The following is a 24,313-nucleotide window of genomic DNA, read 5'->3' as shown; positions in this document are numbered from 1 at the left end:
CCCCTCACGGCTCAGCCCCGGCGGTGCCAGGGCGAGTTCGGCCGGGAGTCCCGGACCAGGTCGTCCTGGTGGCCGGAGCCGTCGGCGATGGAGATGGTGCGGTACTTTCCGCCATCGTGCTGGACCCAGCACAGGGTCCTGCCGCCGGACCGCTCACGGCCGGGGACGAACCGGAACGCGTCCACCGCGGTGACGCCGTTCAGCGACCTCCAGCGGCCCAGGTCGCGGTCGCTGCGGTCGAGGCTGTCCGGGTGGCCCGGCGCCTCGGCGACCGAGACCAGCCGGTACCGCTGGCCCTGCGCGGTGCTGTGGAACAGCCAGTACTGCGACTTGCCGCCGACGTGCTGCATGTCCGGGACGGGCAGCACGGCGTCGACCCGGGTGACGTCGCCGAGGGTGTTCCAGTTGCCTGCGAGGGGCCTGTCGCCGCCGCTGATGCGGCTGGTGTTGCGGCTGTTGTGGGCGATGTGGATGGACCGGTAGACCTGGCTGCCGTCCTTCCTGGTGTGGAAGAGCCAGTAGCGGCTCTCGCCGTTCAGGTCCTGCTCGTCCGGCACCGGCCAGATGGCGTCGACCCGCTCCACGTCCTGGAGCGCGGGCCAGGTGTCCAGGCCGACGGCGTCGCCGAGGCCGATGCCCAGGCCGTCGTCGGAGCCGGTGGTCAGCGGCTCCACCTCCGGGTCGCCGATGCTGACGACGCGGACCGTGCGGCCGGAGAAGACCCAGTACTGGCCGGGCACGCCGGGCCGCGGCAGGATCTCGTCGACGGGGCCGGGCTGCACCGCCGGCTGCCGCTGTCCGCCCGAGGTGGTCTGCTGGGCGGTGCTCTGGCCGGTGCCGCCGGACACCGCCGCGCCGTCCAGCCGGCCCTCGCCGAGCTTGCGCAGGGTGGACAGCGAGGGGGTGAAGGCGTAGACCGAGCCCTCGGTGTTCACGAAGGGCTGGAAGTTCAGCGTGGTGGTCTTGCGCCCCAGTGCGTTGTCCGTCTCGAAGGCGACGTCGCCGTCCCCGATCTTGCTCAGCTTGCCGGCGACCATCGGGTCCGGGCCGGGCATCGGGTCGCGGTTGGGCGGGAAGTCGGGGGTGTTGACCCAGTTGCGCTGCATGAACTCGAACTGCCGGACCAGGTCGGCCTGGTAGCAGACGAAGACCAGACCGCGGGACTCGTCGGGGCCGCCCTGCGGGGAGGTGGGGTCGAACGGGGCGCCGTAGGGGATGCCACGGCGGATGATGCGCCGCGGGTCGAGCTGCTCCTCCTTGATCGGCACCTCGTCGATGAGCCCGTCGCGCGGATTGGTCTTGCGCAGATGGGAGAAGAGCGGGGTGATCACCCCGTCGGGGTCGTTCTTGTAGCTGATGACGTTGTCCGGCTCGATGTTCGGGTCTTCCCTCAGCTCCGGGTGGTTGGCGACCGAGGCACCGCACCGCCACCGCCCGACCAGGCGGGAGGCGAGCCACTCGCTCTTGGTGTCGGCCGGCACCGCCTTGGCGTCCTTCAGCCGCCGCAGCTCGGCGCCGACCTGCGCCCACCAGCCGGGCACGTCCTGGCCGAGCCGCCGTACCACCTGGAAGGAGCCGTTGCGCATCCACTCGGGCACCCCCTCCGGCAGCGGCCCGCCGCTCGCGCCGAGGACGAACAGGTCGGCCGGGATGAGCCGGGCGCCCTCCTCCGGGTGCTCGTCGAAGTCGGCCACGGACGGTTCGCTGACGCCGTCCTTGAAGCCGAAGTGCTCCCGGCCGCGGCGCGGGCGGGGCAGCGTGTTCCCGGGCTGGGCGTGGGAGATGCTGATCCCGGCCTGGGAGGCGGCGTCCAGCTGGCGGTTCAGCTCCTGGCTCAGGTCGCTCTCCCGGTCGGCGGCGACGGTGAGCACGGCGTGCGTGACCTGGTTGTGGTCGGCGCCGAACAGCCAGCGGTCGGGGGCGTTGTCGTCGACGTCGCCGAGGACGTCCGCGCGGAAGGCGGCGCCCTGGACATAGGCGCCGATCGTGCCCCGGCCCCTGTTCTCGCCCAGCAGGTCCTGCTTGCCGGTGAGGACCGTCAGCCCCGGGTAGGTGAGGCTGAGGCCCAGCCAGGTGGCGGTGAGGTTCGCGGGGTCGTCGCCCATGGAGTTCTGGCGGGCCGCGCTGAACCTGGCGTTGAAGGCGGCGACCTCCTGGGTGGTGGCCAGGTTGGGGACCAGGTTCGCCAGCCAGCTCCGGGCGGCGGCGGGGTCGCCGAACCGGAGGAACAGCAGGGTCATGTGGTCCTTCTTGAAGCCGGCGAGGATGTCGCCCTGGATCTCGGTGCTGTCGCGTAGCGACACGAGGGTCTCCCTTGGCATGTGCGGGGACGGGACGGGGATGACCGGACGGGTCCCGGGCGGCCCGTGGGCGGGGCCGCCCGGAGACCCGGCGGCAGGGGACGGCCTTGGGGGGTCAGGCTCCGGGGCGCAGCTGCACCCACTTGGCGATGCTGGGCACACCCCGGTCGTCGAGCAGGAAGAGCAGGTAGTACCCGGGCGGGGCGTCCTTGGCGGACTGCGGAGACCGCAGCCGCAGGGTGCTGCCGGCCCGCTTGGTGATCTCCAGCTCGATGCGGCGCTGGCTGGTGTCCACCGAGTGGGTGGAGGTGATGGGCGCCATCAGCACGGCCTTGTCGATCCGGTCCGGCGTGAAGGAGTCGACGTCGAAGGTGTCGTCGTAGCCCACCGCGCCGCGCGGCACATGGGCCAGGTCGGGCCGGGTGCCGCCCTGGTGCAGATAGGGCGGCTCGTAGATCTCGATGGTGCCGTTCTGCCCGGACTTGATGTCGGGGTTGTTGGCGATCTCCTGGAGCTCGTCGCCGGTGATCATGATGCGGCCGTCGGGCAGGATCACCGCGTTCGAGTGGTAGCCGCGCGGCAGCCGCTGCTGCGGGCCGAGCCGCCAGGAGCCGTCGGCGCCGCGGATCTCGGTGTCCCGCCACTTGTCATCGGCGTTGGGGTTGTACTGGCCGTTGCCGTAGTCGCGGATGTCGAAGCCGCCGTTGACGGTGAAGAGCCGTCCGTCGGGGAAGATCAGGGTGTCGTCCTGGGTGCGGCCCATGTGGCGTGCGCTCTGCTCGGTCCACTGCCCGCCGGAGAACTTGTACGTCTTGGGGTTGTTGCGGTCGCCGCCGAGGATCAGCACCGAGTCGGGACCCTGGCCGGGGGCGGGGTTGGGCAGGGCCACCGCGGAGCCGTAGTTGCGCATGCCGCCGTCGGGGCGGCTGCGCAGCGGCTGGCTGGTCTCGTTCACCGGGTCGAAGGAGAACTGCTCGTCGTAGTTGCGCCCGAAGCCGTAGATCCTGCCGTCCCGCAGCGAGAACAGATGCGGGTAGTCCGTCGAGTAGTCGGCGCTGATCGGCCACTTGTCGAGCGAGCGGTTCTCCGGGGCGTCGTTCTTGTCGTAGGACACCGCGGAGTTCTTGGCGGGGAAGCGCTCGATGGACTTGGACAGCTTGCCCCAGCCGAGGTCGCCGTGGCCGGAGGTGATGAACTGCCGGCCGTCGGCGCCGGTCACCACGGACGGGTACCAGCGGCCCTCGGCCATGTCCTGCTGGCTGTGCCAGGTCTCGGTCCAGGGGTCGAAGACGAGCGCGAGATGGGCGCCGGTGCCGTGGTTGCCGCCGAGGTTGCCGCCGAAGATGCCGACCATGCCGTTGGGCAGATAGGCGTGGCCCGCGCAGAAGATCGGCGCGGGCCGGGGCTCGTCCAGACCGTCGTCCATGGTGACCACGGGCGGCGGTACGGCCTTGAAGGTGCCGGTGCCCTTGTCGTCCGTGGGCGGGGTCCAGACATAGGCGCGGCCCGCGTTGTCCCGGCCGATGACCTCGGTGGGCGCGGTCTCCTTGTTCGGGCTGTCCTCGACGGACTCGAAGGAGAAGAGCAGCACCTTGCCGGTGGGCAGCAGGGCGACGTGGTCGCCGAAGTCGGGGCTGGAGATGTACTGGGCGAACTTGCCCGACTGGCTGGCCGCGAAGGCCGCGTTGTGCGTGGCCTGCGAGTCGGTGTGCTCCTTCAGGCTGCGGTTGCGCAGCGGCTGGGGGTAGCCGCGGTCGACGGCGGCCAGGCCGATGCGGTCCCGGGCCAGCTGCTCGGCGCGGGCCCGGCCGAAGGCCCTCACCTCGTCCGGGCGCACCTCCTTGGCGAGCTGGGCGCGGCTGATGGGCACCCCGCCGGGGTAGGGGTCGAAGCCGCGGTTCCCGTGCGGTGTGGAGCCGAGTGCGGCGGGCGCGGTGACGGACAGGACGAGCGCGGCGCAGCCGGCCGCGAACGTCCATCTTCTGCTGCGGGGGATCCCTCTGCGGGACATGGGACTCCTCGGGGGAACACGGGGGCGCCGGGCGGCACGGAGCAGCGAGGGGCGACCACGTAGAGTGACGGAATAGCCGCAGTTAATCACACACCGTAGCGAACGGCATTCATCATCTCGAAAGATTGACCGTTTTACCCCGATAGGCCGTAACGCTGCGTGTCCGGCGTGGCGGGCGTCGGAAGACGCGGATCCAATGGTCGGGCCCTGTCCCTTCCTTCGAGGAGTCCCCGCATGACCGCACCACGCGCCTCACTCGCCGCCGCGGCGGCGTTCGCCCTGCTCGGCTGTGCCGCCGCCCCGGCCCTGGCCGCGGACCCGCCGCAGCCGCCGCGGGAGATCACCGGCCCGGTCCTGCGTGGCGGCGCCGACGGCACCCGGCACGAGCTGTTCTGCCCCGCCATGCAGCACGTCTACGGCGGCGGCTACTCGCTCAGCGCGTCCAAGCCGGACACCACGCTGTCCGACGAGCCCGCCGACGTGCTGGAGAACCGGCCGAACGACACCGCCACCGGCTGGATCGTCGCCGTGCACAAGACGACCTGGTGGCACCCGCGGCGCGCCGGCGCGAAGCACGAGGCGGGCCCGGCCGACCTGACGCTCCACATCACCTGCTCGGACGATGTGATGACCCACGGCGCCTGACGGCCGCGCCCTGCGCGCAGCTCCCCCGTGTGCACGCCGAGCGGCCACGCCCGGGCCGCTCGGCCGCAGTCCGTCCGGCGCCGGCGCGCCTCACGCCTGGGTGAGGGTGATGTCCTGGTCCTGGACCGCGTGGAAGGCCGGCAGCACCACGATGCCCGAGGGGCGCAGCTCCATCAGGGTGGCCTGGACATGGGCGGCGCCCGCCTTGAGCGCCTCGGAGGTGACCTTGCCGCTGTTCTCCCAGCGGTGCTCGGCGCCGTCGCACTGGGCGGTGCTGCCGCCGACGCCGTGCTTGACGCGCGCGTCGCTCTGACTGACCGAGGAGCTGACGAACACCACGGAGGTGCCGGGCAGACAGCGGTAGCTGCCGGACAGGGTGACCGTGCCGTCGGCGGCGATCCGGCCGGTGGGGTCGACGGTGATCGTCTCGCCGGTGTCGGCGGCGGCCGGGCCGACGGCGGCGCACAGCAGGGCGGCCGCGCCGAGGGCCGAGGCGAGAGCGGGGCGAACGGACATGGGATGCCTCCCGGTTCCAGGGGATCGAGTGCTCCACTGGTACCGGGCGTCCGGTCCGCCGGGCGTGACCGTCACCCCTTCGGTGGCGCGTCACGCGGCCGCGGCCGGCTCACGGCAGCACGGCGAACCCGTCCAGCTCCACCAGCGCCTGCTCGTCCCACAGCCGTACGACCTGGACGACGGCCATCGCCGGATAGTCGCGGCCGGCCAGCTCCCGCCAGCGGCGGCCCAGTTCCGGGGCGTGGGCGCGGTAGTCGGCCACGTCGGTGGCGTAGACGGTGACCCGGGCCAGGTCGGCGGGGGTGCCGCCGGCCGCGCGCAGGGCGGCCAGCAGATTGCCGAGCGCCCGCTCGAACTGCTCGGGCAGCGTGCCGCCGGTGATCTTGCCGTCCGCGTCGAGCGCGGTCTGCCCGGCCAGGAACACCACCCGGCTGCCGGTGGCGACGACGGCGTGCGAGAACCCCGTGGGCGGGGACAGCTCGGGCGGGTTGACGCGCTCGGCGCTCATCGGGCCTCCTCCTCGGCGCGGGCGTACAGCTCCTTGGCGATGATGCCGCGCTGGACCTCGCTGGCACCCTCGTAGATGCGCGGTGCGCGGACCTCCCGGTAGAGGTGCTCCAGGAGGTGGCCCCGGCGCAGGGCGCGGGCGCCGTGCAGCTGGACGGCGGCGTCGACCACGTACTGCGCGGTCTCGGTGGCGAGCAGCTTGGCCATCGCCGCGCGCCGCGGCACATCGGCCGCGCCCGCGTCGTACGCCGTCGCCGCCGCGTACACCAGCAGCCGGGCCGCCTCGGTGCGCAGCGCCATCTCGGCGACCTGGTGGGAGACGGCCTGAAGGTCCATCAGCCGGCCCTGGAACGCCTCTCGCCGCCGGGTGTGGTCGACGGTGGCGTCGAGCGCCGCCTGGGCCATGCCCACCGCGAAGGCGCCGACGCTGGGGCGGAAGAGGTTGAGGGTGCCCATGGCGACGGCGAAGCCGCGGTCGGGCGTGCCGAGCAGGTCGTCGGCGGTCACCGGTACGGCGTCGAAGTCGAGAGCGCCGATGGGGTGTGGCGAGAGCATCTCCAGTGCGCTGCCGGTGAGTCCGGGCCGGTCGGCGGGGACCAGGAAGGCGGTGACCCCGCGGGCCCCGGCGCCGGGCGTGGTGCGCGCGAAGACGGTGTACACGTCGGCCTCGGGGGCGTTGGAGATCCAGCACTTGGCGCCGGTGAGCCGCCAGCCGGTGCCGTCCGGCTCGGCCGTGAGGGCGAGCGCCGCCGCGTCCGAACCGGCCCCCGGCTCGCTCAGCGCGAAGGCGGCGACCGCGCTGCCGTCGGCGACCCGGGGCAGCCAGCGCTCGCGCTGGGCCTCGGTGCCGTGGGCGTGCACCGGGTGGGCGCCCAGGCCCTGGAGGGCGAGGGCGGTCTCGGCCTCGGTACAGGCCCGGGCGAGCGACTCGCGCATCAGACAGAGGTCGAGCGCGCCGGAGGTGAACAGCCGGGCGAGCAGCCCGAGCCGCCCCAGCTCGGCGAGGAGCGGCCGGTTGACGCGGCCCGGTTCGCCCTTGTCGGCGAGCGGGCGCAGGCGTTCGGCGGCGAGCGAGCGCAGCTCGGCACACCAGGCGAGCTGTTCCGGGTCGAGCGAGAATGCGGGCACTGCCGGTCCTCCCTCCGGACGGGCCGTCCGTCACGACACCCCTCGACGTTATCGCGCACAGTTGACTGCCGTCACCAAGACGATACGCTCGAACGGCGAGCCCGCCAGAAAGCCCGTCCAGAGCCCGCGTACGGACGCTTGCCACGGCAAGGGGGCGAACCGCCATGCATCTCTCGGCCCATGTCGACACCTTCGCGCGCGACCATCTGCCCCCGCCGGACGAATGGCCCGAGCTGCGGTTCGACCTGCCCGAGCTGCACTACCCCGACCGGCTGAACTGCGCGGCGGAACTGCTCGACCACACCGATCCGGCCCGCCCGGTCTTCCGGACCCCGGCCGGGCCGGTCTGGACCTACGGCGAGCTGCGCACCCGGGTCGACCGGATCGCGCATCTGCTCACCGGCGAGCTGGGCGTCGTGCCGGGCAACCGGGTGCTGCTGCGCGGCCCCACCACGCCCTGGCTCGCCGCCTGCTGGCTGGCGGTGCTGAAGGCGGGCGCGGTCGCGGTCACCGTGCTGGCCCAGCAGCGCCCGCACGAGCTGACCACGATCTGCGAGATCGCCCGGGTGCGGCACGCGCTGTGCGACATCCGCTCGGTGGACGACCTGGCGAAGGCGGAGATCCCCGGGCTGCGCATCACGACGTACGGCGGTGACGCCCCCGACGACCTGCTCCGCCGCCCCGCGCCGGACACCCCCTACCCGGCGGTCGACACGGCGTCCGACGACGTCGCCCTGATCGCGTTCACCTCGGGCACCACGGGTCGCCCGAAAGGGTGCATGCACTTCCACCGGGACGTGCTGGCCATAGCGGACACCTTCGCCGCCCATGTGCTGCGCCCCCGGCCGGACGACGTCTTCACCGGCTCTCCCCCGCTGGGCTTCACCTTCGGCCTCGGCGGACTGGTGGTCTTCCCGATGCGGGCCGGCGCCAGCTCCCTGCTGCTGGAGCAGGCCGGACCCCGGCAGCTGCTGCCCGCCATCGCCGCACACCGGGTCACGGTCCTGTTCACCGCCCCGACCGCCTATCGCACGATGCTGGCCGGGCTGGACGGGTACGACGTCTCCTCGCTGCGGCGCTGTGTGTCGGCCGGGGAGAACCTGCCGGCGGGCACCTGGCGGGCCTGGCACGAGCGCACCGGTGTGCGGATCATCAACGGCATCGGCGCGACCGAGCTGCTGCACATCTTCGTCTCGGCCGCCGACGAGCGGATCAGACCGGGCACCACCGGGGTGCCGGTGCCGGGCTGGCAGGCGCGGGTGCAGGACGCGCACGGCGCACCGGTGCCGGACGGCGAGCCCGGTCTGCTGGCCGTGCGCGGCCCGGTCGGCTGCCGCTATCTCGCCGACCCGCGCCAGCGGGAGTACGTGCGGGACGGCTGGAACATCACCGGCGACACCTATGTCCGCGAGCCGGACGGCTACTTCCGCTATGTGGCCCGCGCCGACGACATGATCATCTCGGCCGGGTACAACATCGCCGGGCCGGAGGTGGAGGACGCGCTGCTGCGCCATCCGGACGTGGTGGAGGCGGCGGTCGTGGGCCGGCCCGACGAGGCGCGCGGGCAGGTGGCGGTGGCGTACACGGTGTTGCGGGACGGCGCCCCGCGCGACCCGGAGGCCCTGCGCGCCTTCCTCGTCGCCGAACTGGCCCCCTACAAGTGCCCGCGCGCGTTCGTCTTCCTGGCCGCGCTGCCCCGCACGGCCACCGGAAAGCTCCAGCGGTTCCGGCTGCGCAGCGAAGGCGACCGGCAGTGACACCGGCGACCTAAAATGATCAACGTGTCCGAGCAGCACGCCCCCCGGTCCCTCATCGTCACGCTCTACGGCGCCTACGGCCGCTTCATGCCCGGTCCGATGCCCGTGGCCGAGCTGATCCGGCTGCTGGCCGCGGTCGGGGTGGACGCGCCCTCCGTGCGGTCCTCGGTGTCCCGGCTCAAACGGCGCGGCCTGCTGCTGCCGGCCCGCACCGCGGCCGGCGCCGCCGGGTACGAACTCTCCGCGGAGGCCCGGCAGTTGCTGGAGGACGGCGACCGCCGCATCTACACCGAGGCCGCGCCCCGGGAGGAGGGCTGGGTGCTCGCGGTGTTCTCGGTGCCCGAGTCGGAGCGGCAGAAGCGGCATGTGCTGCGCTCCCGGCTGGCCGGTCTGGGCTTCGGTACGGCCGCCCCCGGGGTGTGGATCGCCCCGGCGCGGCTGTACGAGGAGGCGCGGCACACCCTGTGCCGGCTCCGGCTGGACCCGTACGTCGACTTCTTCCGCGGGGAGCACCTGGGCTTCGCGGCCACGGCCGAGGCGGTGGCCCGCTGGTGGGACCTGGCCGCGATCGCCAAGGAGCACGAGCGCTTCCTGGACGCGCACGGGCCCGTCCTGAGCGCCTGGGAGCGGCGCGCGGACACCCCGCCCGAGGAGGCCTACCGCGACTACCTCCTCGCCCTGGACTCCTGGCGCCACCTGCCGTACACCGACCCGGGCCTGCCCACCCGGCTGCTGCCCGCCGGCTGGCCGGGCGTCCGCTCCGCGGAGGTGTTCCACGGCCTGCACACCAGGCTGCGGGACGCGGGCGCGCGCTTCGCGGGCGTCTGACACGGCCCCGGAGGAAGGCCCCCGTGCGCGATGGCCCGGGTCGCCGAAGAGGCGACCCGGACATGGGGGCGCCCGTGCTCCCGGCCGCCCCCCCCGGCTGCCCGCCCCGGCCCTCCAGCCAGGCCAGGGCCTCCTGATGTGCTCAAGGTCTCTACAACCCGAGCCGCACCAGAGGCCCTGTCTTCATGCCCGGCGAGCGACAAGATCGCCCGACCGGGTTCCTTCAGCCGAAGCCGTGTCCACCAAGATCGGTACGGCAACGGCTTCTCCATGCCCGTCGCAGGCAGGCGTCATGCCTCTTGCCGGTGGCGGCGGGGGCCGGCCGTGGGCTCCCGCTCGGGGCGGGAGGACCCGAGAGGGAGGAGGACACGGCGGTAGGCGCCCGGGGTTGGGGAGAGGTGGATCTGGTCGGTGGCGCCCTGGCAGCCGCCGAGCGGGGTGTGGGCGGTGAAGGTCTCGGGGCCGAGACAGGCGTGGGGAGTGGTGAGCAGGTGTGTCGGGTCCATCGGGGTCACCAGGCCAGGGGGGAGGCGCCGAGCGGCTCGGCGGTGCGGTCGAGGCGTGGGCGCAGGGTCGAGTACGCGATGCGCGTGGGCAGGTAACTGACCTCGCCGAACGGCCCGTGCACGGTGGCCAGTTCATGTGCGGCGTGCATCGGGTCGGGGGCGGGCAGCGCGGCGACGTCGGAGCGGGGGAACAGTCCGAGGTCCTGCACCCACATGCAGACCTTCGCCAGGTCGATGTGGACCCGCCAGCTGCCGCCCTCGCTCGCCCGGCGGCGCAGTGCCTCGATCACCCCGGCCGCGCCGAGGATCGCCGCCAGGTAGTCGTTGAGGAGGTAGGTCGGCGGCAGTCGGGGCCCATCGAAGGTTCCCTCCTCGACGGAGAATCCGCTGGCCGCGCAAGCGAGTTGGTCGAAGCCGCCGCGCCGTGACCAGGGGCCGGTCGTGCCCCAACCGTGGTAGTCGAGGATCACCAGTCCGGGCCGCTGCTCGAACAGGACCTCGGGACCGAAGCCCTTGGTGTCCAGGTTGAGGTAGTTGTTGACGTACACGTCCGCCTCGGTGAGCACCTGCCGGAAGGCCGTGGCCTGTGCGGGGTCGAGCAGGTCGCAGAAGGCGGCGCGCTTGCCGATCCCGGTCTCGATGATCATCCCGTTGGGGTCGGGGTGCGTGGGCGAGGAGATGTGCAGGACGTCGGCGCCCAGTTCCGCGGAGATCCGCGCGGCCATCGGGCCCGCGATGACATGCGAGTTGTCCAGTACCCGCAGCCCGGTCAGCGGCAGGGCGGGCGGCAGCTTTCCGGTGGCGGGGAAGGGCTCGGGGGCGCTCTCGCCCACCTTCTCCAGATGGATCAGGGGCTGGCCGTCCAGCAGTTGCCCCTGTGGGTGGGTCCGCCACTCCTGCTGCGTGCGCACGGCGATGGCGGTGCCGCCGCGTGAGCAGATCGCCTCTTCGAGATCGAAAGCGTCCCAGTGTGCGATGGCGTCGGCCATCCGCTGTCGGTCGGGCGGGCAGTCCAGCACCTCGCAGGCGATGTCGCGCAACTGCGGGTAGGAGAGCAGGACGTAGACGTAGCGGCCGTCGCCGGCGCGGTAGAAGTCGCTGTTGCCCAGCAGGTTGGGATCCTCCCCCAGCTCACTCACGGGCACACCGCCCATCCGGGTGAGGAAGACCGCCATCAGCTGGTGGATCGCGGACTCGACGGAGACGGTCACGTCCTGCCCGTCCCCGCCCCGGTCCCGCCACAGCGCCGACGCCTCGGTGCCGAGCGCCGCGAGAGCGGCGGCGCAGGCGTCGCCGATGCGGTGCACGGAGGGGGTCAGCGGGTCGGCGCCGATGATGGTCACCTTGCCGCCGGCCTGTTCACCGGCGATCCCGAGCTGGTGGTAGAGGTCCCGCAGTGCGTCGTAGGAGGTCGTGTTCCCGGTTGCGCTCCCGGTCATGGCATTCGTCCTTCCGTGGTGGCCGTCCTCGCATTTCCATGACAGCAGCGAGAGGGGGAGGGAATCCAATACCAATGGCAGTGGGAAGCGATATGCGATGCCCTATACATCTGCTCTGACCTGCTGTCATATCCGTTCTGTTATCGACCTCTCGGGCAGTCGGTATTGGACACGGCCTGCGGTTCGGGAATTTCCTTGATGGTGTCGCAACGACCGAGATGAATACCACGAGAGGAATGCCATGAAAGGAATGCTCTCCGGGGTCCGAGTCGTCGAACTGGGCAGCGTGATCATGGTCCCGTACGCTGCCCAGCAACTCGGTGACCTGGGCGCGGACGTCATCAAGGTCGAGCCTCCGACCGGAGACATGACCCGCTACTACCCACCCGCGCGTCACCCCGGAATGGGCGGCGTCGGCCTCAATCTCAACCGCAACAAGCGCAGCGCGGTCATCGACCTCAAGGCGCCGAGCGGCCGCGACGCGCTGCTCGCCCTGATCCGTACGGCGGACGTGTTCCTGACCAACGTCCGCCCGCAGGCCCTGGCCCGGCTCCGGCTCGGGTACGAGGAGCTGCGGGCCGTCAACCCCGGTGTGGTGTACGTCAACGCGCAGGGCTTCCGCTCGGACTCCCCGCTCGGCACCCACGCCGCGTACGACGACATCATCCAGGCCGTCTCCGGTCTGGTGTGGCTCAACGAGCAGGCGGGCGGGGAGCCACGGTTCGTGCCCAGCCTGATCGCCGACAAGGTCTGCGGACTGCAGATCAGCCAGTCCGTGCTCGCCGCCTTGCTGCACCGCGCGCGCGGCGGCAGCGGTCAGCACATCGAGGTGCCGATGGCCGACACCATGCTCGCCTTCAATCTGGTGGAGCACCTGGCCGGGGCGGTCATGGACGGCGAGTTCGGTGCGCCGCGCTCGGTCAGCCGCACCCGTCGGGCGCAGCGTACGGCGGACGGGTGGATGTGCGTCCTGCCGCACAGCGACCGCAACTGGCGGGACTTGTGCACCTTCGCCGGCCGCCCCGGGCTCGTCGCCGATCCGCGGTTCGCCGACCGCGCGTCGCGGGCCCGCAACGCCGACGCGATGTACCCGGTGCTGGAGGAGATGACACTGACGCGTACCTGTGCCGAGTGGCAGGAGTTCTGCGACGGTGCCGGCATCCCCGCCTCTCCCGTGCACAGCCTGGAGTCGGCCGTCGCCACCGCCTACGCCCGCGAGGGCGGGCTACTGGCCGAGGCCGAGCACCCCACCGAGGGCACGTACCGCTCCATCGCCCGTCCGGTGCGCTACTCCGCCGATCCCGTACCGGCCCTGCGCCCCTGCCCCGCCCTCGGCGAGCACACCGATGAAGTGCTCCGCGAGGCCGGTTTCGACCCCGCCCTGCTGACCAAGCAGAGCAACCTGGACAAGGAGTAGTTCCGTGATCACGACCACCGACACCCTGCAACTGCGCAGGGAGGTACGGGACTTCCTCGCCGAGGAGCGCGCCCGCGGCACGGTGCTCGGCCGTCCCGACTCCTGGCTGACCGGCTGGGAACCGGAGTTCAGCCGCCGGCTCGCCGAGCGCGGCTGGGTCGGCATGGCGCTGCCGCCCGAGTACGGGGGCGGCGGGCGCGGGTTCGCCGCCCGCGTCGTCGTGATCGAGGAGCTGCTCGCCGCCGGGGCTCCCGTCTCTGCGCACTGGGTCGCCGACCGCCAGGCCGGGCCCTCGATCCTGGCTCATGGCACCGAGGAGCAGAAGCGGCGGTTCCTGCCCGCCATAGCCGCCGGGCGCTGCTTCTTCTCCATCGGCATGAGCGAGCAGGAGGCCGGCTCCGACCTCGCCCATGTGCAGACCCGCGCCGAACGAGTGCCCGGCGGCTGGCGGCTGACGGGCATGAAGAAGTGGACCGGCGGCGCACACGTCAACGATTACGCGATCGTGCTGGCCCGTACCAGCGAGCATGAGGACCGGCACCAGGGGCTCAGCCAGTTCATCGTGGACCTGCGCGCCCCCGGCGTACGCACGGAGCCGATCCGTCTGCTCACCGGCGAGCACACCTTCAACTGGTTCCACCTCGACGGCGTCGAGGTTCCCGACGGCATGCTGCTCGGCCATGAGGGCGACGGCTGGAAGCAGGTCACCGGCGAGCTGGCCTTCGAACGCAGCGGGCCCGAGCGCTACCTGTCCACCTTCCCGCTGCTGGTCTCGCTGGCCCGCGAACTGCGCCGGGGCGCAGCCACCCCCGACCAGCAGGCCCGGCTCGGCGCTCTGCTCGCCCGGATCTTCGCGGTACGGCAGCTCTCGCTCGGCGTCGCCGACGCGCTGGACGCGGGCCGCCCTGCCGACGTACAGGCCGCGCTGGTCAAGGACCTGGGTACGCGCCTGGAAGGCGAACTCGTCCACGAGGCACGGCGCATCCTGCCCGTCACCGCCGACACCGGGGCCACCCCCGGCTCCTACCCCCACCACCTCGCCTACGCGCTGCTGCACAGCCCCGGCTACACCCTGCGCGGCGGCACCAACGAGATCCTTCGCGGCGTCATCACCCGCGGTCTGGAGCAGCAGTCATGACCACCGCCCTTGCCAACCGCGTCGCCGCCCTGCGTGAAGCGGGCCGCCTCGCCGAGCCCGGCCCGTTCGCCGAGACCGTGCTCGGGCACCTCGAACCCGCCTTCCCCGCCACCGCGTTGACGGTCGCGCTCGCCAACGGCCTCACCCTCGCCTACGCCCACCCCGCCGTCACCCAGGTCGGCCCGGTCGGAACCTCGGGCGAGGACGCGGCCCTGCGCGTCTCGGGCACCCTGCCCCGGGTGCCGTACGGCGCCACGTCCACCGCCGTCGTCTTGAGCGAAGGGCCGGGCGGGCCCGTGCTGTTCCCGGTCGACCCGGCCCGGACCACCGTCACCGTGGTCGGCGGCACCAATCTCGCCGGTGAGCCCCGCGACACCCTCCACCTGCACGACTACGCCGTGGCCGCCGACGACGTCCACCCCCTCTCCCCGGCCGAGCTCGCCGAAGCCCGGCTCCGGGCCGCCCTTGCCCGCGCCGCGCTCATCTCGGGCGCCGCCGAGCGCTGCGTCGAGCTGACCGTCCGGCACACCACCACCCGCATGCAGTTCGGCCGCCCGCTCAGCCGCTTCCAGGCTGTCAAGCAAGAGGAGGCCCGCCTGATCGAGGAGTCCGCGCTGGTCCGCGCCGCGGTGGACGCTGCCGCCCGCGACCTGTCGCCGGTCGGTGTGGCCGCCGCCAAGGCGCAGGCCTCGGCATCGGTCGCCGAGATCGCCCGCATCGCCCACCAGCTGCACGGCGCCGTCGGCTTCACCGAACTGAGCGAACTGCGCCACGCCACCACCCGGTTGTGGTCCTGGCGCGACGAGGACGGCGACGAGTCGTACTGGGCCGCACGGCTGGGCCGCGAGGCGCTCGCCGCGGACGACGTCTGGGCGCTGCTCGCCGGGTGACGCGCGCGTACCCCGGGCCCCCGGCCGGCCGGGGGCCCGCGCATCCGCCCCCTACCGCCCACCACACGATCTACGCTCACCGCATGGATCTCACGCCCCGCCTGCTGGAACAGTTCACCGTACTGGCCGAGGAGAAGCATTTCGGCCGCGCGGCAAGCCGTTTGATGATGAGCCAGCCCCCGCTCAGTCAGGCGGTCCAGCGCCTGGAGCGGATCATCGGCACCCGCCTGCTCGACCGGAGCAGCCAGGGCGTCAGCCTCACCGCCGCCGGTGAGGCGTTCGCGGCCGACGCCAGACGGATATTGGAGGCGCAGGAGTCCGCCCTCGCCCGCGCGCGCCGGATCGCCTCCGGCGAGGAGGGCGAGGTGCACGTCGGCTTCGTCACCAGCCTCAGCTACTGGCACCTGCCGCGCCTGCTCGCCGACGCCGCCGAACAACTGCCGGGCCTGCGCCTGCACCTGCGGCAGGGATCCAGCGGAGCACTGACCGAACTCGTCCGCAGCGGCACCGTGGACCTCGCGCTGGTACGCCAGCCCGAACTCGACGACAACGAGCTGACCGCCCGCCGGCTCACCGAGGAACGCCTCGTCGTCGCCCTACCCGCAACTGACCCGCTCGCCGGGGCCGCGCGCCTCGCGCTGGCCGACCTGAGCGGCCACCACTTCGCCCGCCTCGGCGACGGGCCACTACAGCAACTGGCACAGCGCGTGCTGCGGGCCTGCGAACGCGCGGGATTCGTCCCCACCTTCCGGGCCCGCGCCGACGACCTGCCGGGCCTGCTCAGCTACGTCGCCTCCGGCCTGTGCGTCGCCCTCGTACCCGAGCACACCGCCGCGCTCTCCTTCCCCGGCGTCCGCTTCCTCCCGCTCACCGACGACACTCCCGAGCTCACCACCACCATCGCGGTCCTGCACCGGCCCCGCACCGACCCGGCCGTACGCTCGCTGCTCGCCCTCGCGACCGCCTCGCTCGCGGGTCAGGCCGTGGGCGGATCACCGCAAAGTGAACAACGGGGTGCTGTTCCGGGCCAGGACCGGGGTGCCCTGGCCTGACCTGCCGAACGGTACGGCCCCTGGCAGACCGTCTGTGGGCGTCATCGCCGCCGGGCGGACCGGCAGGAACGGGCCGTGAACATCGATCCGACGTGCTGCCGGGCGCATCAGCACGCGGCCGGGGCGCCCCGCAAGCCTCCGGACTGCATCCTCAACGGCACCCTGACCGTCACCGCGGTCGTCATCCGGCTCCGCGACACCGTCCCAGAGCCATCAGAAACGGCCTAGGTGTGCGGGTCGTACAGATACGGCCGGCCGGCACCGGTGGGTTCGCGTCGTCCGGAGGCCGACCTCAGCCGCCGAGGGTCAGCCGGGGCTTGGGGGCGTCCGTGCGGCCGGTCTGCGGGCGGCGGCTGCCCGCCCGGTAGGGCGCGGGCCACACCGCACCGGGGCCCTCGTACCCCTGCTCGGCGGCCGCGTGCAGGGTCCAGTGCGGGTCGTACAGATGCGGCCGGGCGAGCGCGCACAGGTCGGTGCGGCCGGCCAGGATCAGCGAGTTCACGTCGTCCCAGGAGGAGATCGCGCCGACCGCGATGACCGGCACCCGCACCTCGTGCCGGATCCGGTCGGCGAACGGCGTCTGGTACGACCGCCCGAACTCCGGCGCCTCCTCGGCCACCACCTGTCCGGTGGAGACGTCGATCGCGTCGGCGCCGTGCGCGGCGAAGGCGCGGGCGATCTCCACGGCGTCCTCGGCGGTCGTGCCGCCCGCGGCCCAGTCGGTGGCGGAGATCCGGACCGTCATCGGCCGCTCGGCCGGCCACACCGCGCGGACGGCGTCGAAGACCTCCAGCGGGAACCTGAGCCGCTTCTCCAGTGAACCGCCGTAGGCGTCGGTGCGCCGGTTGGTGAGCGGGGAGAGGAAGCCGGAGAGCAGATAGCCGTGCGCGCAGTGCAGTTCCAGCAGGTCGAAGCCGGCCCGGGCGGCCCGCCGCGCCGCCGCGGTGAACTGCTCGCGGAGGTCGGTGAGCTGGGCCCGGTGCAGCTCCCGCGGGGTCTGGCTGCCCGGCTTGTACGGCAGCGGGGAGGCGGCCACCAGCGGCCAGTTGCCCTCGGGCAGCGGTTCGTCGATGCCCTCCCACATCAGCCGGGTCGAGCCCTTGCGGCCGGAGTGCCCGAGCTGCACCCCGATCGCGGTGCCCGGCGCCCGGGTGTGCACGAAGTCGGTGATGCGCCGCCAGGCCTTGGCCTGCCGGCCGGTGTAGAGGCCGGCGCAGCCCGGGGTGATCCGGCCCTCCGGGCTCACGCACACCATCTCGGTCATCACCAGCCCGGCCCCGCCGAGCGCCCGCGCGCCCAGATGGACGAGATGGAAGTCGCCGGGGACTCCGTCGGTGGCCGAGTACATGTCCATCGGGGACACCACGACCCGGTTGCGCAGCGCCAGCCCGCGCAGCCGAAACGGGGTGAACATCGGCGGCGTACCGGGCGGGCAGCCGAACTCGCGCTCCACGGCGTCGGTGAACCGGCGGTCGCGCAGCCGGAGGTTGTCATGGGTGACCCGGCGGCTGCGGGTGAGCAGGTTGAAGGCGAACTGGCGGGGCGGCTGGCCGAGATGGAACCGAAGGTTCTCGAACCACTCCAGGCTGGCGCGGGCGGCCCGCTGGGTGGAGGCGACGACGGGCTTGCGCTCGGCCTCGTAGGCGGCCAGCGCGCCGGGCACGTCCGGCTGCTCCTGAAGGCACGCGGCGAGGGCCAGGGCGTCCTCGACGGCGAGCTTGGTGCCGGAGCCGATGGAGAAGTGCGCGGTGTGGGCGGCGTCGCCGAGGAGCACCACATTGCCGTGCGACCAGTGCTCGTTGACCACCGTGCGGAAGGTCGTCCACGCCGACTTGTTGGAGTGCAGGGGGCGGCCGTCCAGGGCGTCGGCGAAGATCTTGGCGCAGCGCTCGATGGACTCCTGCGGGGTGTCGGCGTCGAACCCGGCCGCCCGCCAGACCTCCTCGCGCATCTCCACGATCACGGTGGAGGCGCCGGGCGCGTACGGGTAGCCGTGCAGCTGCATCACGCCGTGCTCGGTCTCGGCGATCTCGAAGCGGAACGCGTCGAAGGCGAACTCGGCGGCGAGCCAGATGTACCGGCAGCGGTGTGACGCCACCCGGGGGCCGAAGGCGTGGGCGTAGGCCTCGCGGGTGGCACTGTGCACCCCGTCGGCGGCGATGACGAGGTCGTACTCCCGGGACAGGGTGTCCACAGGCGGGGCCTCGGTACGGAAGCGGAGCCGCACGCCGAGGGAGCGGCACCGCTCGTGCAGGATCTTCAGCAGGGTCCGTCTGCGGACGGCGGCGAACCCGTGCCCGCCGGAGCGCTGGAGGGTGCCGCGGTGGACGATGTCGATGTCGTCCCAGCGGACGAAGCGCTGCCGCAGCGCCTCGTAGACCACGGGGTCGGCGTGTTCGATGCCGCCGAGGGTCTCGTCGGAGAGGACCACGCCGAAGCCGAAGGTCTCATCGGGGGCGTTGCGCTCCCAGACGGTCACGTCCCGGGCGGGGTCGAGGCGTTTCAGGAGGGCTGCCGCATAGAGGCCGCCGGGACCGCCGCCGATGATCGCCACGCGGAGCACGCGCGCTCACCTCCCCCGCCACTTCGGCGGCCGCTTCTCCATGAAGGCCGCGTGGAACTCGGCGTAGTCCTCGCCGTTCATCAGCAGGGCCTGGGTCGCCGCGTCCAGTTCCACCGCGGCCGCCAGCGGCATGTCCAGCTCCGCGGTGAGCAGCGCCTTCGTCTGGGCGTGGGCCAGTGCGGGTCCGTCGGCCAGCCGGCGGGCCAGGGCCTGGGCCGCCTCCTCCACACCGCCCTCCTCCACCAGTTCGCTGATGAGGCCGATCCGCTCCGCCTCCGGGGCCCGGACCGGTTCGCCGAGCATCAGCAGCCGGGTGGCGTGGCCGAGGCCGACGACGCGGGGCAGCAGATAGGCCGCGCCCATGTCGCCGCCGGACAGGCCGACGCGGGTGAAGAGGAAGGCGAACCGGGCCGTGGGGTCCGCGACGCGGAAGTCGGCGGCCAGGGCGAGGACCGCTCCGGCGCCTGCCGCCACCCCGTGCACCGCGGCGATCACCGGGAACGGGCACTCGCGGATCGCCCGCACCACCTGGCCGGTCATCCGGTTGAAGTCGAGGAGCTGGGCGGTGTCCAGGGACAGGGTGGCGCCGATGATCTCGTCGACGTCGCCGCCGGAGCAGAAGCCGCGCCCCTCGCCGGCCAGGACCAGGGCGCGGACGGCCCGCTCCCGGGACAGCTCGGCGAGCAGATCGCGCAGGTCGGCGTAGGCGCCGAAGGTGAGGGCGTTGAGCTTTTCGGGGCGGGCGAGGGTGACGGTGGCGACCCCGTCGGCGATGTGGACCCGCAGATGCTCCCAGTCGGCGGTGCGGACGGCGGAGCCGGTGAAGGGACTCATGGTGGGCGGCCTCCTAGGGCGGTGGTGCCGTAGGTTGCACTGTCCCATGAAGTTATCACTCGTTTTTGACTGTCGTCACGAGTGCGCGACACACCTCAGTCGATTGGCCGAGTCCGGTCACGTCCGTCACCGATCATCGACAGCGCCGTAACAGTGGGCCCGCACGGGCGAGGCAGGCCACCGGCCTGGGTAGGCCGCCGGTACCGGGGCCGAGGGTCCCGGCGAAGCCCGACGACGGTCTGTAGTGGCCGGGCCCGTACCATTCCTACAGTCGAAAGCAGGACAGCCTGCTCCATGAACGGACTCGCCTTGCACGAACGCCCCACCGAATCGGCCTCCTGGCGCATCGCGCTGCCGCACACCGCCGCCGCGGTGCCCGTGGCCCGCGCCCTGGTGCGTACGGCGCTCGCCGAGGTGGAGCACACCGCGGACAGCGACACGGCGGAACTGCTCACGGCCGAGCTGGTGGCCAACGCGGTGGAGCACACCGCGGGGCGCGGCCCGATAGAGCTGGTGGTGGAGCTGCTGCCGGGCGGCTGCCAGGTCGAGGTGCACGACCCCGACCCCGCGCCACCAGGGCATCTGACCCGTCCGGTGATCGAGAAACCGGACGTCTGGCAGGAGGGCGGGCGCGGGCTGCTGCTGATCCGCGCCCTCAGCTCCTCCTGCGGTCACCGCCCCACCCCGTCGGGCAAGGCGGTGTGGTTCACACTGCCTGCTGTTCCCGCACAGCGTCGTCGGCCGTGACCTCCGCGGCCGGGGCCTGGGCCAGGGTGGAGTGCCGGCGGCCGTACACGGCGTAGAGCACCGCGCCCACCGCGAGGAACACCGCGAACTGGACCCAGGTCTGCCAGCCCGTCTCGTACATCAGGTAGAGGCAGAAGGCGACGCCGAGCAGCGGGACCACCGGGTACAGCGGCACCCGGAAGCTGCGGGTGAGGCCCGGTTCGCGGCGGCGCAGGGCGATCACCGCGATGTTGACGACGGCCATGATCGCGAGGGTGCCGATGGTGCACAGGTTCATCACGGCGTCCAGGGAGGCGAAGGCCGCGGGGAGCGCGAAGACGACGGCGACGATCAGCGTGCCGGCCACCGGGGTGGAGGTCTTCGGGTTCACCTTCTCGAAGACGCGCGGGATCAGGCCGTCCCGGGACATCGACATCAGGATGCGGGTCTGGCCGTACATCACCGCGAGGACCACGGAGGCGATGGCGACGACCGCGCCGAAGGCGATGACCCCGCCGCCGACGGTGGAGCCGGTGACCTCGTTGACGACGTAGGACAGGGCCGCCGGGCGGCCGGCCACCTGCTTGCCGCCGATGGCGCCGATCGCGGCGAGCGCGACCGCGCAGTACAGCAGGGTCACGATGCCCATGCAGACCATGATCGCGACCGGGATGTCCCGGCGCGGGTTCTTGGCCTCCTCGCCGGCAGTGGTGATCGCGTCGAAGCCGATGTACGAGAAGAACGCGGCGGTGGTGCCCGCGCCGATGCCGCCGAGGCCGGCCGGGGAGAACGGGGTGAGGTTGCCGTGCTTGAAGGCGCTGTAGCCGATGACGCAGAAGGCGAGCAGGATCGCGAGCTTCACCGCGGCCATGGCGGCGGTGGCCCGGGCGCTCTCCCGCACCCCGCGCACCAGCAGCACCGAGGCCATGGCGATGACGATCACCGCGGGGAGGTTGACGACGCCGCCGTCACCGGGGCCCGCGGACAGCGCGGCCGGGAGCTGGAGGCCGGTGAGGCTGTGCAGCAGCTCGTTGACGTACTGGCTCCAGCCGACGGCGACCGCCGAGATGGAGATGCCGTACTCCAGCAGCAGGCACCAGCCGACCAGGAAGGCGGTGGACTCGCCGAGGCCGGCGTAGGCGAAGGAGTACGAGGAACCGGAGACCGGGATCGCACCGCCCAGCTCGGCGAAGGAGAAGGCGGTGAAGACGCAGGTGATCGCGGCGAGGACGAAGGAGACGACGACGGCCGGGCCGGCCTGCGCGACGGAGTCGGACAGGCCCACGAAGATGCCGGTGCCGACGATGGCGCCGACACCGAAGCAGATCAGCTGGAACAGGCCCATCGTGCGCTGGAGGCCGTGGCCCTCGCGGTCGGCGCCGGATTCGGCGACGAGCAGGTGCGGGGACTTGATGCGTGGAGCGGGCATACGGGTGGTGCTCGTTTCTGATGGTGCGGGCGACTGTCGTACAGCCGCGGCGGTGGCCCGGGGAAGGGGTGGCTCCCTGGGCCGCCGGTCAGGATAAGGCCCCTCAGGCGAGGGTGGCGACCAGCAGCGCCTTGATGGTGTGCAGGCGGTTCTCGGCCTCGTCGAAGACGACCGAGTGGGCGGACTCGAAGACCTCGTCGGTGACCTCCAGCGAGGTCAGGCCGTGGTTCTCGTACACCTCGCGGCCGACGCCGGTGCCGAGGTCGTGGAAGGCCGGCAGGCAGTGCAGGAACTTCACGTCCGGGTTGCCGGTGGCGCGCAGGACCTCCATGGTCACGGCGTAGGGGGCGAGGGCGGTGATCCGCTCGGCCCAGACCTCCTTGGGCTCGCCCATGGAGACCCAGACGTCGGTGACGACGAAGTCGGCGCCCGCGACCCCGTCCGCGATCTCCTCGGTGAGGGTGATCCGGGCGCCGCTGGTGGCGGCCAGCTGCTGGGCGCGGTCCACGACGTCCTGCGCGGGCCAGTAGGCCTTGGGCGCGACGATCCGCACGTCCATGCCGAGCAGCGCGCCGGTGACCAGGTAGGAGTTGCCCATGTTGAAGCGGGCGTCGCCGAGGTAGGCGTAGCCGATCCGGTGCAGCGGCTTGGCGCTGTGCTCGACCATGGTGAGCACGTCGGCGAGCATCTGGGTGGGGTGCCAGTCGTCGGTGAGGCCGTTGTAGACGGGCACGCCGGCATGCGCGGCCAGCTCCTCGACCTTGGCCTGGCTGTCGCCCCGGTACTGGATGGCGTCGAACATCCGGCCGAGGACCCGGGCGGTGTCCTTGACCGACTCCTTGTGGCCGATCTGCGAGCCGGAGGGGTCCAGGTAGGTGGTGTGGGCGCCCTGGTCGGCGGCGGCGACCTCGAACGCGCAGCGGGTGCGCGTCGAGGTCTTCTCGAAGATCATCGCGATGTTCCGGCCGCGCAGGTACTGGGTCTCGGTCCCGGCCTTCTTGGCGGCCTTCAGCTCGGCGGCCAGCTCGACCAGACCGCGGAACTCCTCCTCGGTGAAGTCCAGCTCCTTGAGGAAGTGGCGGCCGGCGAGGGCGGTCGGGACTGTCGCCATGGGGGCGCTCCAGGGATGCGGGTGGCACGGACTTTTGGAATTCTATACGACGGTCGACATTTCTATACAGTCGCGCCCTCGTTGCGCACCTCACGTCCGCCAGGTGGACGGCGCCCGCCGGTCAGACGGCGTCCCGCTGCACCGGGCAGCTCATACAGCGCGGCCCGCCCCGGCCCCGCCCCAGCTCGCTGCCCGGGATCTCGATCACCTCGATGCCCTGCTTGCGCAGATGGGTGTTGGTGGTGGAGTTGCGCTCGTAGGCGACGACCACGCCGGGCTCGACGGCGAGCACGTTGCAGCCGTCGTCCCACTGCTCGCGCTCGGCCGCGTGCACGTCCTGGGTGGCGGTGAGCACCCGGATCTCACCGAGGCCGAGGGCGGCGGCGATGGCCCGGTGCATGTGCTCCGGCGGATGGTCGGTGACCTTCAGCTCGCGTTCGCCGACGCCCGGCTCGATGGTGTACGAGCGGAGCATGCCGAGCCCGGCGTACTGCGTGAAGGTGTCACCGTCGACCATGGTCATCACCGTGTCGAGGTGCATGAACGCCCGCCGCTTGGGCATGTCGAGCGCGACGATCGTATGCGCCGAGCCGGCCGCGAACAGCTTGTGCGCGAGCATCTCCACGGCCTGCGGGGTGGTGCGCTCGCTCATCCCGATGAGGACGGCGCCGTTGCCGATCACCAGCACGTCACCGCCCTCGATGGTGGAGGGGAAGTCGGCCTGCCCCCGGGACCAGACACGGAAGGCCTCGTCCCTGAAGAGCGGGTGATGGCGGTAGATCGCCTCGAAGTGCACGGTCTCGCGCTGCCGGGCGGGCCAGCGCATGGCGTTGATGGAGACACCGTCGTAGATCCACGCCGAGGTGTCGCGGGTGAAGAGGTGGTTGGGCAGCGGGGGGAGCAGGAAGTCGTCCAGCTCCATGACGTGGAAGCGGACCGAGGCGGGCTCCTCGTACAGCTCCAGGAACTCCCGCTTGGTCATGCCGCCCACCAGGACCTGGGCCAGCGCGTCCGGGGGCGTGCGGTCGAAGGCGGCGCGCAGATGGCCGGTGGCCAGGGGGCCGTACTCCTTCTCGTCGAAGACCCGGTCCAGGACGAGGGTGCGGGCCTCGGGGACCTGGAGGGTCTCGGCGAGCAGGTCGCCGAAGAGGTGCACGGCGACCCCGCGGTCGCGCAGCACGTCGGCGAACCCGTCGTGCTCGGCGCGGGCCCGGCGCACCCAGAGCACGTCGTCGAAGAGGAGGGCGTCCTTGTTGCTGGGGGTGAGCCTTTTGAGCTCGAGATCGGGCCGGTGCAGGATGACGCGGCGCAGCCGCCCGGCCTCGGAGTCGACATGGAATGCCATGCCTCCATCCTGACCACCGGGGCCCGGATTCACCCGCAACCGAGCAGATTCCCCGAACACCAGTTTTGGGGGGGGGGGGGGGGGCGGGGGGGCGCGCGCGCGCCGCGAGACACGGATGAGAGGGTCGAGAAAGTCAGGGGCGGGCGCAGACGAGGAGGAGCGGCAGCGAGC

General features: G+C 72.4%; 20 protein-coding genes. 8 read left to right on the top strand and 12 right to left on the bottom strand.

The window, feature by feature from the left end:
- Positions 1–11: 11 nt before the first annotated feature.
- Positions 12–2,303 carry a Dyp-type peroxidase gene (locus ACFVIU_RS04455; RefSeq protein WP_385840548.1) on the bottom strand — a complete coding sequence of 764 codons (2,292 nt, stop codon included), beginning with the start codon at positions 2,301–2,303 and terminating at the stop codon, positions 12–14.
- Positions 2,304–2,415: 112 nt separating this feature from the next.
- On the bottom strand, positions 2,416–4,311 hold the full coding sequence (locus tag ACFVIU_RS04450; RefSeq protein WP_385840547.1) for a galactose oxidase-like domain-containing protein: 1,896 nt from the start codon (positions 4,309–4,311) through the stop codon (positions 2,416–2,418).
- A gap of 234 nt (positions 4,312–4,545) precedes the next feature.
- Between ACFVIU_RS04450 and ACFVIU_RS04445 the strand changes: the two genes are divergently transcribed.
- On the top strand, positions 4,546–4,956 hold the full coding sequence (locus tag ACFVIU_RS04445; protein ID WP_385840546.1) for a hypothetical protein: 411 nt from the start codon (positions 4,546–4,548) through the stop codon (positions 4,954–4,956).
- A gap of 90 nt (positions 4,957–5,046) precedes the next feature.
- Here ACFVIU_RS04445 and ACFVIU_RS04440 read toward each other — a convergent pair whose 3' ends face one another.
- From ACFVIU_RS04440 to ACFVIU_RS04430, 3 genes are all read right to left on the bottom strand, one after another.
- Entirely contained in the window at positions 5,047–5,472 is a 426-nt protein-coding gene (locus ACFVIU_RS04440) for a DUF6299 family protein (RefSeq protein WP_385840545.1), read from the bottom strand.
- Between the two features lie 109 nt (positions 5,473–5,581).
- The gene (locus ACFVIU_RS04435) at positions 5,582–5,980 is read right to left on the bottom strand and encodes a RidA family protein (RefSeq protein WP_385840544.1); all 399 of its coding nucleotides are present in this window, start codon (positions 5,978–5,980) and stop codon (positions 5,582–5,584) included.
- Positions 5,977–7,107: an acyl-CoA dehydrogenase family protein gene (locus ACFVIU_RS04430; protein ID WP_385840543.1), complete on the bottom strand. Its 1,131-nt coding sequence runs from the start codon at positions 7,105–7,107 to the stop codon at positions 5,977–5,979. The genes ACFVIU_RS04435 and ACFVIU_RS04430 overlap by 4 nt, the downstream gene beginning before the upstream one ends.
- A 65-nt stretch (positions 7,108–7,172) precedes the next feature.
- Between ACFVIU_RS04430 and ACFVIU_RS04425 the strand changes: the two genes are divergently transcribed.
- Both ACFVIU_RS04425 and ACFVIU_RS04420 read left to right on the top strand, forming a co-directional pair.
- Positions 7,173–8,864, top strand: a complete 1,692-nt coding sequence (locus ACFVIU_RS04425; RefSeq protein WP_385840832.1) for an AMP-binding protein — start codon at positions 7,173–7,175, stop codon at positions 8,862–8,864.
- A 15-nt stretch (positions 8,865–8,879) separates the two neighbouring features.
- The gene (locus tag ACFVIU_RS04420; protein ID WP_385840542.1) at positions 8,880–9,692 is read left to right on the top strand and encodes a PaaX family transcriptional regulator C-terminal domain-containing protein; all 813 of its coding nucleotides are present in this window, start codon (positions 8,880–8,882) and stop codon (positions 9,690–9,692) included.
- Positions 9,693–9,982: 290 nt separating this feature from the next.
- On the opposite strand, the gene ACFVIU_RS04415 is transcribed toward ACFVIU_RS04420, so the two are convergent.
- A complete protein-coding gene (locus ACFVIU_RS04415; RefSeq protein ID WP_385840541.1) occupies positions 9,983–10,198 on the bottom strand; it encodes a hypothetical protein in 216 nt (71 codons plus the stop codon).
- A 5-nt stretch (positions 10,199–10,203) separates the two neighbouring features.
- Complete coding sequence (locus tag ACFVIU_RS04410) at positions 10,204–11,637, bottom strand: CoA transferase (protein ID WP_385840540.1); 1,434 nt, start codon at positions 11,635–11,637, stop codon at positions 10,204–10,206.
- A gap of 241 nt (positions 11,638–11,878) precedes the next feature.
- On the opposite strand from ACFVIU_RS04410, the gene ACFVIU_RS04405 reads away from it, so the two are divergent.
- The 4 genes from ACFVIU_RS04405 to ACFVIU_RS04390 all read left to right on the top strand — a co-directional run bounded on the left by ACFVIU_RS04405 (position 11,879) and on the right by ACFVIU_RS04390 (position 16,134).
- Positions 11,879–13,054, top strand: a complete 1,176-nt coding sequence (locus ACFVIU_RS04405) for a CaiB/BaiF CoA transferase family protein (RefSeq protein WP_385840539.1) — start codon at positions 11,879–11,881, stop codon at positions 13,052–13,054.
- 4 nt (positions 13,055–13,058) lie between these two features.
- Positions 13,059–14,192, top strand: a complete 1,134-nt coding sequence (locus ACFVIU_RS04400; protein WP_385840538.1) for an acyl-CoA dehydrogenase family protein — start codon at positions 13,059–13,061, stop codon at positions 14,190–14,192.
- Positions 14,189–15,082, top strand: a complete 894-nt coding sequence (locus ACFVIU_RS04395) for an acyl-CoA dehydrogenase family protein (protein ID WP_385840537.1) — start codon at positions 14,189–14,191, stop codon at positions 15,080–15,082. The genes ACFVIU_RS04400 and ACFVIU_RS04395 overlap by 4 nt, the downstream gene beginning before the upstream one ends.
- A gap of 83 nt (positions 15,083–15,165) precedes the next feature.
- Positions 15,166–16,134 carry a LysR family transcriptional regulator gene (locus ACFVIU_RS04390; RefSeq protein ID WP_385840536.1) on the top strand — a complete coding sequence of 323 codons (969 nt, stop codon included), beginning with the start codon at positions 15,166–15,168 and terminating at the stop codon, positions 16,132–16,134.
- A gap of 292 nt (positions 16,135–16,426) precedes the next feature.
- Here the strand turns inward: ACFVIU_RS04390 and ACFVIU_RS04385 are convergent, their stop codons facing one another.
- Together ACFVIU_RS04385 and ACFVIU_RS04380 are read right to left on the bottom strand one after the other, a co-directional pair.
- Positions 16,427–18,697 (bottom strand): bifunctional salicylyl-CoA 5-hydroxylase/oxidoreductase, encoded by a 2,271-nt coding sequence (locus ACFVIU_RS04385; protein ID WP_385840535.1) that lies wholly within the window; start codon positions 18,695–18,697, stop codon positions 16,427–16,429.
- A 6-nt stretch (positions 18,698–18,703) separates the two neighbouring features.
- Positions 18,704–19,531 carry an enoyl-CoA hydratase family protein gene (locus tag ACFVIU_RS04380; protein WP_385840534.1) on the bottom strand — a complete coding sequence of 276 codons (828 nt, stop codon included), beginning with the start codon at positions 19,529–19,531 and terminating at the stop codon, positions 18,704–18,706.
- Between the two features lie 294 nt (positions 19,532–19,825).
- Between ACFVIU_RS04380 and ACFVIU_RS04375 the strand changes: the two genes are divergently transcribed.
- The gene (locus ACFVIU_RS04375; RefSeq protein WP_385840533.1) at positions 19,826–20,278 is read left to right on the top strand and encodes an ATP-binding protein; all 453 of its coding nucleotides are present in this window, start codon (positions 19,826–19,828) and stop codon (positions 20,276–20,278) included.
- Here the strand turns inward: ACFVIU_RS04375 and ACFVIU_RS04370 are convergent.
- The 3 genes from ACFVIU_RS04370 to ACFVIU_RS04360 all read right to left on the bottom strand — a co-directional run bounded on the left by ACFVIU_RS04370 (position 20,238) and on the right by ACFVIU_RS04360 (position 24,142).
- On the bottom strand, positions 20,238–21,686 hold the full coding sequence (locus ACFVIU_RS04370; RefSeq protein ID WP_385840532.1) for an amino acid permease: 1,449 nt from the start codon (positions 21,684–21,686) through the stop codon (positions 20,238–20,240). The two genes, ACFVIU_RS04375 and ACFVIU_RS04370, sit on opposite strands and share 41 nt — an antisense overlap.
- A gap of 103 nt (positions 21,687–21,789) precedes the next feature.
- Positions 21,790–22,797 carry an ornithine carbamoyltransferase gene (gene argF / locus ACFVIU_RS04365; RefSeq protein WP_385840531.1) on the bottom strand — a complete coding sequence of 336 codons (1,008 nt, stop codon included), beginning with the start codon at positions 22,795–22,797 and terminating at the stop codon, positions 21,790–21,792.
- Positions 22,798–22,918: 121 nt separating this feature from the next.
- Entirely contained in the window at positions 22,919–24,142 is a 1,224-nt protein-coding gene (locus ACFVIU_RS04360; protein WP_385840530.1) for an arginine deiminase, read from the bottom strand.
- Positions 24,143–24,313: the final 171 nt, after the last annotated feature.

Origin of the sequence: Streptomyces sp. NPDC127190, from assembly GCF_042672505.1 — a bacterium.
Lineage (GTDB): Bacteria > Actinomycetota > Actinomycetes > Streptomycetales > Streptomycetaceae > Streptomyces.
The sequence above is the reverse complement of the archived record's forward strand: the minus strand, read 5'-3'. Positions and strand labels throughout refer to the sequence as shown.

Excerpts from the sequence above, each read along its gene's own strand:
- ACFVIU_RS04450 (WP_385840547.1), bottom strand. The coding sequence starts at position 4,311 with ATGTCCCGCAGAGGGATCCCCCGCAGCAGAAGATGGACGTTCGCGGCC.
- ACFVIU_RS04445 (WP_385840546.1), top strand. The coding sequence starts at position 4,546 with ATGACCGCACCACGCGCCTCACTCGCCGCCGCGGCGGCGTTCGCCCTG.
- ACFVIU_RS04440 (WP_385840545.1), bottom strand. The coding sequence starts at position 5,472 with ATGTCCGTTCGCCCCGCTCTCGCCTCGGCCCTCGGCGCGGCCGCCCTG.
- ACFVIU_RS04435 (WP_385840544.1), bottom strand. The coding sequence starts at position 5,980 with ATGAGCGCCGAGCGCGTCAACCCGCCCGAGCTGTCCCCGCCCACGGGG.
- ACFVIU_RS04420 (WP_385840542.1), top strand. The coding sequence starts at position 8,880 with ATGATCAACGTGTCCGAGCAGCACGCCCCCCGGTCCCTCATCGTCACG.
- ACFVIU_RS04415 (WP_385840541.1), bottom strand. The coding sequence starts at position 10,198 with ATGGACCCGACACACCTGCTCACCACTCCCCACGCCTGTCTCGGCCCC.
- ACFVIU_RS04410 (WP_385840540.1), bottom strand. The coding sequence starts at position 11,637 with ATGACCGGGAGCGCAACCGGGAACACGACCTCCTACGACGCACTGCGG.
- ACFVIU_RS04405 (WP_385840539.1), top strand. The coding sequence starts at position 11,879 with ATGAAAGGAATGCTCTCCGGGGTCCGAGTCGTCGAACTGGGCAGCGTG.
- ACFVIU_RS04395 (WP_385840537.1), top strand. The coding sequence starts at position 14,189 with ATGACCACCGCCCTTGCCAACCGCGTCGCCGCCCTGCGTGAAGCGGGC.
- ACFVIU_RS04390 (WP_385840536.1), top strand. The coding sequence starts at position 15,166 with ATGGATCTCACGCCCCGCCTGCTGGAACAGTTCACCGTACTGGCCGAG.
- ACFVIU_RS04380 (WP_385840534.1), bottom strand. The coding sequence starts at position 19,531 with ATGAGTCCCTTCACCGGCTCCGCCGTCCGCACCGCCGACTGGGAGCAT.
- ACFVIU_RS04375 (WP_385840533.1), top strand. The coding sequence starts at position 19,826 with ATGAACGGACTCGCCTTGCACGAACGCCCCACCGAATCGGCCTCCTGG.
- ACFVIU_RS04370 (WP_385840532.1), bottom strand. The coding sequence starts at position 21,686 with ATGCCCGCTCCACGCATCAAGTCCCCGCACCTGCTCGTCGCCGAATCC.
- argF (WP_385840531.1), bottom strand. The coding sequence starts at position 22,797 with ATGGCGACAGTCCCGACCGCCCTCGCCGGCCGCCACTTCCTCAAGGAG.
- ACFVIU_RS04360 (WP_385840530.1), bottom strand. The coding sequence starts at position 24,142 with ATGGCATTCCATGTCGACTCCGAGGCCGGGCGGCTGCGCCGCGTCATC.